Source organism: Patescibacteria group bacterium (genome assembly GCA_034659915.1).
Classification (GTDB): Bacteria; Patescibacteriota; WWE3; order JAUXAW01; family JAYEID01; genus JAYEID01.
Map to the genome: position 1 here is coordinate 1 of JAYEID010000021.1, position 10,422 is coordinate 10,422.

The following is a 10,422-nucleotide window of genomic DNA, read 5'->3' on the forward strand; positions in this document are numbered from 1 at the left end:
AAGGCACCGTTTTTCCCATCTGAATGAACGTAAGCAACCACTACCCCTTCTGCTGTCTCTTGGTCCGAACGCTTCTCTGCTCGCATAGCTACTCTCTCCTCTAGAAGTTCTTTTGCCTTCTCGAAATCACCCCCAGCATCTTCCAAGGCTTTTTTAGAAGCCATTATCCCCACTCCCGTTTCTTCTCGCAATCTTTTTACTTGCTTTATATCAATGCCACTCATAATTAATAATAAAAAAACTACAATGCTTGTTTTATCTTCTCTGCTGTTTTCTTCCCTATTCCCTTTACATTGGTAAGGGCATCTCGAGACATATCCCTAAGATCCTCAACTCCAAGCCCAGCTTTCTTCAAAGCATTAGTTGCACGCGCACCCAAATCTAATCCTTCCAGAGACTCGCTTTCTTTGCTAACCTCCTTTTTTTCTTTGCCGTTTTCTTCCTTGCCCCGGCTTTTCCCTACTTTCACATCAATCTCCTTGCCTTCCCTCCCTAACTTTACAGCCTCAAAAAGAATTGGCAGGAGTAATGAAAGTGATCTAATAGAATCATCGTTAGCAGGAATAGGAAAATCTATTCGGGGATCAGCATCAGTATCAACTACACCCACCACGGGAATATCTAACTTCTGTGCCTCCTCTACAGCCGTCCCACCCTTTCGAGTACTACAAACCACAACAGCTGCTGGCATATCTCCCAAACCCCGCACACCTCCAAAATCACGATCAAGTTTTTCAACATCTCTCCTAATATCCAAGCGCTCTTTCTTAGTGTAATGATCAAACTCGCCTCTTGCCAAGCCCTCTTCCAATTCTTTTAGCTTAGAAACATTTTTCTTTACTTCAAAAAAATTAGTAAGAAGTCCCCCCACCCAACGACCAGCCATGCAAGGAACTCCAACTTCTTCCGCATATTTAGCAACTAAATCTCGAGATTGCCTTTTAAGACCAACAAAAAGCACAGTACCACCCTCCCTGGAAACTTTATTTAAAAACTCTACTGCCTCCTTCAAACTTTCCAATGTTTCTCGAGGATCCAAAATATGAGTTCCCCGTACTTTCTTTAGAATATATTGTTTGTTTTTTGGATTCCAACGTCGGGGTGAATGACCAAAGTGAACTCCTTCCTCTAGTAATTTTTGTATACTTGGTAACTCCAAGACTGTCTTTTTGCTCATAACTCTGGAAAGTTTAACATAAACCCTTGCCTTTCGGCAAGGGGTCAGTAATAACTAGATATCAGTTTTGCTACAGACAGCTTCTATTTGCCACTTGCTAATTGCTTACTACTTACTACTTTTCTTAGGGTTTTTCCAAGAAGCAAACTCACAATCAGGGTAGCGCGAGCACCCGTAAAACGTTTTCCCCCTTCGGGTCTTTTTCACAACAACCTCTCCCTCCCCGCATTCCGGACACTTCATACCAATTTTATCCAGATAATTCTTAGTAAACTTACACTCCGGGTAGTTAGAACAAGATATAAACTTACCGTATCGCCCTTCCCGGAGCTCTAGATCACCACCACACTTGGGACACTCGCCTTCCAGCTGCTCCTCATCTATGTCATCAGGTACTCCATCCTCATCAACATCAGAAAAGGGACGTGCATACTCGCACTCCGGAAAACCACTACAAGAGAGGAACTTGCCGTATTTACCCAATTTAACAACTAGGGGTCTGCCACATTCAGGACATTTTTCGTCTGTTTCCTCCAGCACTGTAACCTCAGAACGCTCAATTTCTTCCATCTTTTCCTTGAGGCGGTCTGAAAAAGGCTCCCAAAACTCTCTTATTATTTTTTTCCAATCAACCTTACCACTAGCCACTTTATCAAGCGAATTCTCCATCTCAGCTGTAAAATCAACATCAACAATAGTGGGAAAATGCTCTATCAATAAACCCGTTACTACTTTTCCAATATCAGTAGGGACAAAATAACCCCCTTCTTTTTGAACATATTCTCTCTTCTGGATAGTAGAAATAATAGGAGCATAAGTAGAGGGGCGCCCAATACCATACTCCTTTAACTCTTTAATCAGCGTCGCTTCCGAATAACGTGGTGGGGGTGCTGTCTGGTGCTTTTCCTCTTTCAATTTCTCTACCTCTGCTGTTTCCCCTTCTTCAAAAATAGGTATCTCGTTTTCCTTGGTCCGCTTTCTTATTCTTGGGCGGATTTTTAACCACCCATCAAACTTAAGAATCCTACCCACACCTCGAAAGAGGATACCATTGCCATCTGCCAAAACATCAACTGTTGTTCTAGAAAACACGGCTGGTTTCATTTGAGAAGCAACAGTCTGTCGCCATATCAGGTTATACAACTCAAATTCATCCTGACCAAGTTTCCTTACTGCACCGGGTTTAACTGTTACATCCGTAGGTCGAATAGCTTCATGTGCCTCCTGAGCCGTCTTAGATTTTGTTTGGTAACGAACTGGGGACTCTGGCAAATATTCCTCGCCCAAATTATTTTTCACAAAAACACGACAAGCTTTTATCGCACTGCTTGACAAAAACTCAGAATCTGTCCGATGGTAAGTAATAAAACCCTCTTCATAAAGGCGCTGGGCAATTCGCATTGTTTTAGAAGAAGAAAAACCCAAAGAAGCTGCCGACGCTTGCAAGGAAGACGTGGTCAGCGGGGGGTAAGGCTTCCTCCTTATCTCTTTCTCTGTCACACTTGATACAGAAAAGTCGCTTTTCTCTGCAGCCTTTTTCACCTCTTCTAAACGCTCCTTAGTATCAATAGTTGTCTTAGTTATCTGGTACTTACCAGCAAAAAGTTCTTTTTCCTCTCTCTTTTCAATACTTTCTCCATTTACCTCTTTCAATTCAGCCCAAAACTTTCTATCACCGGAGCCTGCAAACAAACTTTCCAAGCTCCAATACTTATCAGATTGGAAAGATTCTCTTTCATTTTCACGCTCCACCACAAACCGAACTGCTACTGATTGAACACGACCAGCAGAAAGGCCACCTCGAACCTTTTTCCAAAGCAAGGGAGATAGTTTATAACCTACCAACCGGTCCAAAACTCTTCGAGCCTTCTGAGCATCAACTAAATCAAAATCAACCCCTCGTGGATCCTCAAAAGATGCTTTAATAGCAGATTCCGTTATCTCGTGAAAAACAACTCTTTTGAAATCTTGAACCTTACTGTTAGTAACCTCAGCCAAAACTTCCGCCAAATGACAAGCAATTGCCTCACCCTCCCGATCCAAGTCTGTTGCAAGCCACACCTCATCTGCTTTACTAGCAGCCTTCTTCAACTGATCAATAATCTTGCTCTTCCCCTTTACTACCACATACTTTGGCTCAAAATCACTTTCCACATCTACACCCAACTCAGACTTGGGTAAATCCTTAATGTGACCACGGGAGGATTCTACCTCAAAATTATCTCCCAAATACTTTAAAATTGTCTTTGCCTTTGTTGGCGACTCAACAACAACTAGATTAGCCATAACATTACAAATAAGATTCCAAGATGTTTATTTACTCTCTAACAACTAACAACTCTCCACTACACTTTTTTTGCCCATTTACCTCCCCCACAATCCACAACCATACCGCGAAGTTCCATCTTTGACAAGGTTGATAATACCACAGAAGTAGGCAGCTCTGAAGCTCGAACTATTTTATCAACGTGTTTGGGATCCTCACTCATAACGCCAAACACAGTTTTCTCCCTCTCCCCTTGCGGCAGTTCTTTCCTAGCCTTTATCTGTTTTTTCTTCATACTTGCGCCAAGATCGGAAAGAAGTGTCTCACAATCAACTACCGGAGCTGCTCCATCACTAATCAACCTGTTTGCCCCCTCACTATTGGAACTGAATAAAGAACCAGGCACCGCATACACAGGTCTTCCCTGCTCAGCTGCACACGAAGCTGTCAGTAAGGCACCGCTCCTCTTTGGCGCCTCTGTTACTAAAACAGCCAAACTTAATCCCGAAATTATGCGGTTTCGTGCTGGAAAATTTCCAGCAGTAGGAGGAAAACCAAGAGGAAACTCTGAAATAATAGCACCCGTGGCACCACCAATTATCTGGTGCGCCAGTTCTCTATTCCCTGCAGGATACACTTGATCCACACCACATCCCAAAACTGCAATGGTACGCCCAGAACACTTCAGAGCAGTCCGATGTGCAACTGAATCTATCCCGTAAGCCAGTCCAGAAACCACAGTGAATCCCCCCTCTGAAAGAGAGCTAACCAAATATTTGGTTGCGCGAACCCCGTAGTTGGTACATTTCCTAGTACCCACTACACTTACCGCCAAGGAGTCTTGTTCACATAACTCTCCTTTAACATAAAGCAAAAAAGGCGGACTGGGAATATTCTTCAAGCGATAAGGATAATTCTCATCCACCAACCTAATAACAGAAATATTTAACTTTTGTATCCTTTCCATTTCCTTTTCCAAACACACCTTAGACCGCGTGGCTTCCAATGAATCCGCAATATGTTGGGAAATTCCGGAGGAAATCAAGTCGCGGCGAGACAAGTTCCAAATTTTCTTAGCGGAACCATACCTACCATACAGTTTAGCAAAATTCTTCGGTCCCAAACCCCGCACCATGCTCAACCCCACCCAGTATTTTAACTCAGAAGATTCAGCAGTGGGCATTGATAAATTTAACGGTTCTTAAAATACCAATCCAAAATTCTACGCGCTACGGGAGCAGCGTCGTGAGAACCAGAACCGCCATTCTCCAAGAAAACTGTTAACGCAATATTTACATCATCAACAGGTCCATACACAAAAAACCAGGCATGAGTACTATCACTCCGACCTGTTTCTGCAGTACCGGTCTTTCCCCCAACTTCAACTGGAAAATCAAAAAACGGATACGCTGTACCTCCTGGCTGGCAAACAGCCTGCATGCCATTCTGTACATTTCCCAAAACCTCAGGAGAGGCTAGATTTTCCTGCAATACATAGTGGTTACTTGCACCTCTCAAAAACGTGGGGCGATATAATGTACCCCCGTTAACAATAGCAGCAAGAGCATTTGTAATCTGTAAGGGTGTAACTAAAAGATCTCCCTGCCCAATAGAATAATGGTATGTATTACCCAAATACCACTGCTCGCCCTTAACATCTTCCTTCCACTCAGGATTAGGTACCAAGCCAGTAGCCTCCCAAGGGAATTCCAGATTCAGTTGGCTCCCCAACCCAAATTTTCGAGCCCAGATAGCAATGCGATCTGGTCCCAACCCTCTAAAACCTCCGTAACCACCCCCAATAGTGTAAAAATAGATGTCACAAGACTTAGCAATTGCATCTACCAAACTAACCCGACCGTGTCCACCTAAATCCCAGTCTCGATAAACAAAAGAACCCACACTTATAGCACCCTTGCAATTAACAACATCCTTTGCAGTTATTACACCCTCTCCCAAAGCTGCTGTAGCAACAATAGGCTTGAAAATAGATCCAGGGGGGTAAGCACCAGAAACAGCACGGTTAAAAAGTGGCTTTCTTACATCTGTTTTCCATTCTTGATACAAAGAAGGATCAATTCCCGAAACAAAATGATTAGGATCATAACTTGGAAAAGATACGAGAGAAAGAACCTCACCATTACTCGGATCCATAGCTACCGCTGCCCCTCCTGTAGCATCTGAATCTCTAACACCTTTCTCCAGCTCTGCAAAAACAACGCGCTGAAAATCTTTGTCCAAACTGGTTTCAAGGACTTGCCCCGGTTCTGCCTCTTTTTTTGCTTTTTCCGTAACTGTCTCTCCTAAAACATCCACCTCCAACACCCGCTCGCCAGGGTGGCCTCGAATTAACAAATCAAATTCCCTTTCCAACCCAGACTTCCCCACTCGTGCTCCCACATCCAACCCCGAAAATTGCTGCAAATCCTCCAAGGAGGCTTCGCCAGTAAATCCCAACACATGTGCAACCTCTTTCCCAAACAAGTAATTACGCAAGGGTACTACCTCTGTACTTAAAAAAGGAATTGAAAACTCCATCTCCACCGCCAACACATCATCTCTATCAAGACCAGTAGCCAACACAACTGGAGAACCATCCTTACTCTGCATCAACTTACTCTTAAGTTCCTGAGGAGAAAGCTCAAGCATGGGTGCTAATCTCTCCACAAAATCACTATCTTCCACAAGATTTTCAGCCTCAGAAAAATAAGAATGCTCGGAAGAGGCTGGAGGATCCCACACAAGGCTAAATCCCGGCTTATTTTCAACTAAAGGCTCTCCGTAACGATCGTAAATAATACCCCGAGGAGCACGAATAACTTGCTTCCGGTAATGATTATTGTCACTTAGCTTGCGGTTCCTTGCCCCAAAAACAACTTGTAAATGAAACAGCCTTCCAAACAATACTAAAAACAAAAAGAGTGTCCCCAAGAATAAAGCTACGCCCCGTATTGAAGGCCATGTGAACTCTGTCCAAAGACCGGAAGGAGAACCCACCTTTTTAGGCTCCGGCAACATTCCATGCAGCCAAGAAAAAGCATCAGCCAAAGACACTTTTCGGGACCCCCGCCGTTCCTTTTTTGACGAGGAAGAAGTTATATTTTCTCCCCAAATATCTTTCAAATCCATAAAAATTAAAGATACTGATAAAAATCCAACTGCTTTTCTCTAGCTAAAACCATTGGTTTTAGAATTGGCAAAAACACAATTACAAAAAGAAAACTCAACACCAAATCTCCAAAAGCTCCCACCAGATAAATCCAGGAAAGCTGAAAAGAACCAAAGACAAATCGAAACAAAAAAGATAGCACAAGCGAGGTAAAAGCAAACAGAACAAAATTAAAGCCCACCACTCTGTAAAGCTGCAACAATCCCCAACTAAAAATAAGAAAACAAAGGCTTGTCAAGCCTAAAGGACGCCACACCATTAAATCCATGAAAAGACCGCCCACAAATGCCACCCACAAAGCCTCAGCACCCCATCTTTTCGAGGCTAGTGCTACACAAAAAGAAAATACCAAACTCGGCGCAGGGTAGTATTTAAATAACACAGGAAACACACCAACATCCACTAGCGAAAAGGCAAAGACTAAAGCAAAAAGTTTATATATTTTTTTCATACTTCTATTTCTATCTATATACAAAAACCTCGCTCAAATTTCGCAAGTCAACTAGCAAATCCAAAACAGCCTCCTTCAACACCCCCTTCTCCACCACCCGGGCTACTCTTCCTAAAATTAACCCAGATGGAAGGGTACCTGCTTCTCCCGAAGTAACAATCACATCACCAACCTGGATTTCTTCTCCTTCAAATATCTTACGCATAATTAATTTATCTGCCATATAGCCACTAACTACGCCTTTTGTTCTAGTCTCCGAATCTTTATCTACTGCAAAAACCCACATATTCGGATCTGTAACTGCTTGTACTCTAGCAGTATTATTATCCACCAAAACAACCTGACCAACTAAATAACCTTCATATACTACTGGCATATTCTTCTCTAGATTATTGTCAGCACCTTTGTTTATCATAAAATAATTCTCACTGCCAATTGGCTCCCAACCAACAACCTCGGCTGACAAAAGGTTCTTTTCTCCCTTTACAGACAGAGCTAGCTGCCTTCGGAGTCTCTCATTCTCTTCCTTCAATCTTCCCAATTCCATTACTTCTGATTGCAACTGCAAAACCTGTTCCTGAAGTTCCTTATTTCGAGAAGCAACATCCCGTAAGGATATAAAAAATTCAACTTGCTCTTTCACAGAACGGGTTGTTACAGCCACTCCCTTATAAAAGGGAGAGAAAAAAGAAATTGCCAAAGTATTAATTTTCTGCCCCCACATAGTATGAGCCAACCCAGCAATCACAAGGGTAGCTACTAACAATTTAAGGGCTAAAATTGTCTTATTTTTATTTTTATTTTTATTTTTATTTTGCATAACTTTTTTTCAAAATAATCTAATCTTTTACATGAACCATTTCCAAAAGCTCAGGATCTTCGAGAAGCTTACCACAACCTCTAACTACACAACTCATTGGATCCTTGACAGTATGCACAGGTGCCCCAACTTCTCGCGAAAGGTAAACATCAAAACCACGAAGCAACGACCCCCCACCCACCAAAGTAATCCCATCCTCCAAAACATCGGAAAGCAATTCTGGTGGAGTAGCTTCTACCAAATCCTTTATTGCGTTACAGATTGCAGAAAGGGAGGGTTTTAAAGCTTCCCAAGCATCCTGAGCTGAAAACTCCAACTGGGAAGGTAACCCTGTTTTCAAGTGCCTACCCCGCATATTCGTAACTAAAGGTTCTTCTACTTCTAACTCTTCTGCTGGTATTGCTCCACCAACTTCAATCTTTAACCTTTCCGCTGTTTGCTCTCCCAACAAAAGTTGGTACTTTGCTCTGACATATTCCCTTATTGCACTAGTAAGCTTATCCCCTCCTGCTCTCAAGCTCTTTCCAACCACAACTCCTCCCAGCGAAATAATTGCAATCTCTGTAGTACCGCCACCAACATCCACAATCAGAGATCCTTCCGGATCCCTAATTGGAAGTCCAGCACCAATTGCAGCAGCCATTGGTTCCTCAACCAAAAAAACTTTTCTAGCACCAGACTGCAAAGCAGCATCACGAACAGCTTTTCGCTCCACCTCAGTAATACCAGAAGGAATGCCTATAACAACCCGGGGGCGAAAAATCCGGGGCAGCTTAGAAGGTGTCTCGTAAACTCTTTTAATAAAAAGGCGGAGCATTTTCTCTGCCACATCAAAATCGGAAATAACCCCCTCTCTAAGTGGGCGCACAGCAGATATACTCTGAGGGGTTTTACCAACCATCCTCTTTGCCTTTTCACCAACCGCTAAAACTGCTCCGGTTTTATCATGAATAGCTACAACACTTGGCTCTCGTACCAATATTCCTTTTCCTTTTAGATAAACCAGCACATTAGCTGTGCCCAAATCAATACCAATATCCTCAGAAAAAGGAGATGTGAGAAAATCGAACATATCAATAGCAGTTTATCACGAGAAAAAAGAGGTAAAAAGAAGCTAAAGAAACAACCAGAAGAGAGCCTACTCTTCCTCCCACTCAACTTTACGCGACTTGAGGCACTTAGTACAAATTTTCATTCGCTTTACTTCCCCATCCACCTTGACTCTAACCTTCCTCAAGTTTGGCTTAAATTTCCTTTTTGATCTCCTCTTTACCCAACCGCGAGTTCCAGTTCTAGAAACCTGATTACCGTGAAGAGATCCTTTTCCACAAAGTTCACAAACAGCTGCCATAACAAGCCTTATGTTACCACAAGACCACTATGGATACAAGGAAGGAATACTATATATCCACCCACCGCATCCGGCATTCCGCCTTCAGCAATTATAGCAGTCATCCTGAGCGGACCCCGTCCGCCAGCTGGCGGAAGCGGGGGGAGCGAAGAATCCCCTGCGAAAAGCACCGTACAGCAACACCGCGGTCGATTCTTCCTTTCTCTATCAAGACCTCCAAGGACTACATTCGTAGACCTTGCGGGTTCTCTTAGGTTCCGGTCTTTTCTTTCTTATATGTAGTATATTTGTAGTATTTGTAGTCAATTCGCTGTATGGATAGGATTCATACCTTAATTATTTGTAGTAAATTAGCTATACCATCTCTTCTTTCTTATGTTAAACTATACAAACATGCTAATAACCTCAATAACACGCTACAACATGTCTCAAATATTTATCCAATTAGCTACCATTCTAGTAGCCATAACCATCCACGAGTTCGCCCACGCGTGGGCAGCCTACAAGCTAGGAGATTCCACAGCAAAAACAGCTGGTCGCCTATCCCTAAATCCTCTAAAACATTTAGACCCGATCGGGGCAGTTCTTTTTCTGTTCACAGGCTTCGGCTGGGCTAAACCAGTACCTTTAAACCCCAGCAACTTCGAAGATCCGCAAAAAGATTCAGCACTAACTGCTCTGGCTGGTCCCTCAAGCAACCTACTCCTAGCAATTGCAGCTGCCATGCTTTTAAGAGTTACCCCACTCCCCTACTTCATAGGAATCATGCTAATTGCTCTAAATGTTCAATTTGCAATTTTCAATCTTGTTCCCATGCCACCTCTAGATGGATTTAACTTTGTAAATGGTCTGCTCCCAAGATCATTTATCCCCTACTGGCAAGAGCTGCGAAAGTACCAGCTCATTCTTCTATTGTTACTGTTTATTCCTCTTGGAAACCAATCAATTGTTTCTCTATTAGTAGGGCGCCCCGCAGACCTTCTTATAAATTTACTCCTGCCCTAACCTAAAAAGTAATTAGTAATTAGCAACTAGCAATTAGCAACTAGTAAATCGTTATGCGTTACCCGTCCGCCAGCCGGCGGATCGGGTGTCCGTATTCCGCGTACGATGTACAGCACCCCACTCTCCGCATTTGTCATTTGATATTTGTCATTTGTAATTTGTAATTTATTTTTATCTCCTATC

General features: G+C 42.8%; 10 protein-coding genes. 1 reads left to right on the forward strand and 9 read right to left on the reverse strand.

What is annotated here, in order from left to right; genetic code table 11:
* The 9 genes from tsf to rpmB all read right to left on the reverse strand — a co-directional run.
* A partial coding sequence (gene tsf / locus U9M98_03510; protein ID MEA2020748.1) for an elongation factor Ts occupies nucleotides 1-224 on the reverse strand: 224 nt, incomplete at its 3' end.
* Between the two features lie 17 nt (nucleotides 225-241).
* A complete protein-coding gene (gene rpsB / locus U9M98_03515; GenBank protein MEA2020749.1) occupies nucleotides 242-1,177 on the reverse strand; it encodes a 30S ribosomal protein S2 in 936 nt (311 codons plus the stop codon).
* Nucleotides 1,178-1,285: 108 nt separating this feature from the next.
* A complete protein-coding gene (gene topA, locus U9M98_03520; protein ID MEA2020750.1) occupies nucleotides 1,286-3,463 on the reverse strand; it encodes a type I DNA topoisomerase in 2,178 nt (725 codons plus the stop codon).
* A gap of 59 nt (nucleotides 3,464-3,522) precedes the next feature.
* Nucleotides 3,523-4,626, reverse strand: coding sequence for a DNA-processing protein DprA (dprA, locus tag U9M98_03525; GenBank protein MEA2020751.1), 1,104 nt, complete (start codon nucleotides 4,624-4,626; stop codon nucleotides 3,523-3,525).
* An 8-nt stretch (nucleotides 4,627-4,634) separates the two neighbouring features.
* Nucleotides 4,635-6,572 (reverse strand): penicillin-binding protein 2, encoded by a 1,938-nt coding sequence (gene mrdA, locus U9M98_03530; protein ID MEA2020752.1) that lies wholly within the window; start codon nucleotides 6,570-6,572, stop codon nucleotides 4,635-4,637.
* A 5-nt stretch (nucleotides 6,573-6,577) separates the two neighbouring features.
* The gene (mreD, locus tag U9M98_03535; GenBank protein ID MEA2020753.1) at nucleotides 6,578-7,063 is read right to left on the reverse strand and encodes a rod shape-determining protein MreD; all 486 of its coding nucleotides are present in this window, start codon (nucleotides 7,061-7,063) and stop codon (nucleotides 6,578-6,580) included.
* Between the two features lie 10 nt (nucleotides 7,064-7,073).
* A complete protein-coding gene (gene mreC / locus U9M98_03540; GenBank protein MEA2020754.1) occupies nucleotides 7,074-7,883 on the reverse strand; it encodes a rod shape-determining protein MreC in 810 nt (269 codons plus the stop codon).
* 19 nt (nucleotides 7,884-7,902) lie between these two features.
* Nucleotides 7,903-8,955: a rod shape-determining protein gene (locus tag U9M98_03545; protein ID MEA2020755.1), complete on the reverse strand. Its 1,053-nt coding sequence runs from the start codon at nucleotides 8,953-8,955 to the stop codon at nucleotides 7,903-7,905.
* Nucleotides 8,956-9,021: 66 nt separating this feature from the next.
* Entirely contained in the window at nucleotides 9,022-9,234 is a 213-nt protein-coding gene (gene rpmB / locus U9M98_03550) for a 50S ribosomal protein L28 (protein MEA2020756.1), read from the reverse strand.
* 423 nt (nucleotides 9,235-9,657) lie between these two features.
* On the opposite strand from rpmB, the gene U9M98_03555 reads away from it, so the two are divergent.
* Entirely contained in the window at nucleotides 9,658-10,239 is a 582-nt protein-coding gene (locus U9M98_03555; protein MEA2020757.1) for a site-2 protease family protein, read from the forward strand.
* The last annotated feature ends 183 nt before the right edge of the window (nucleotides 10,240-10,422 follow it).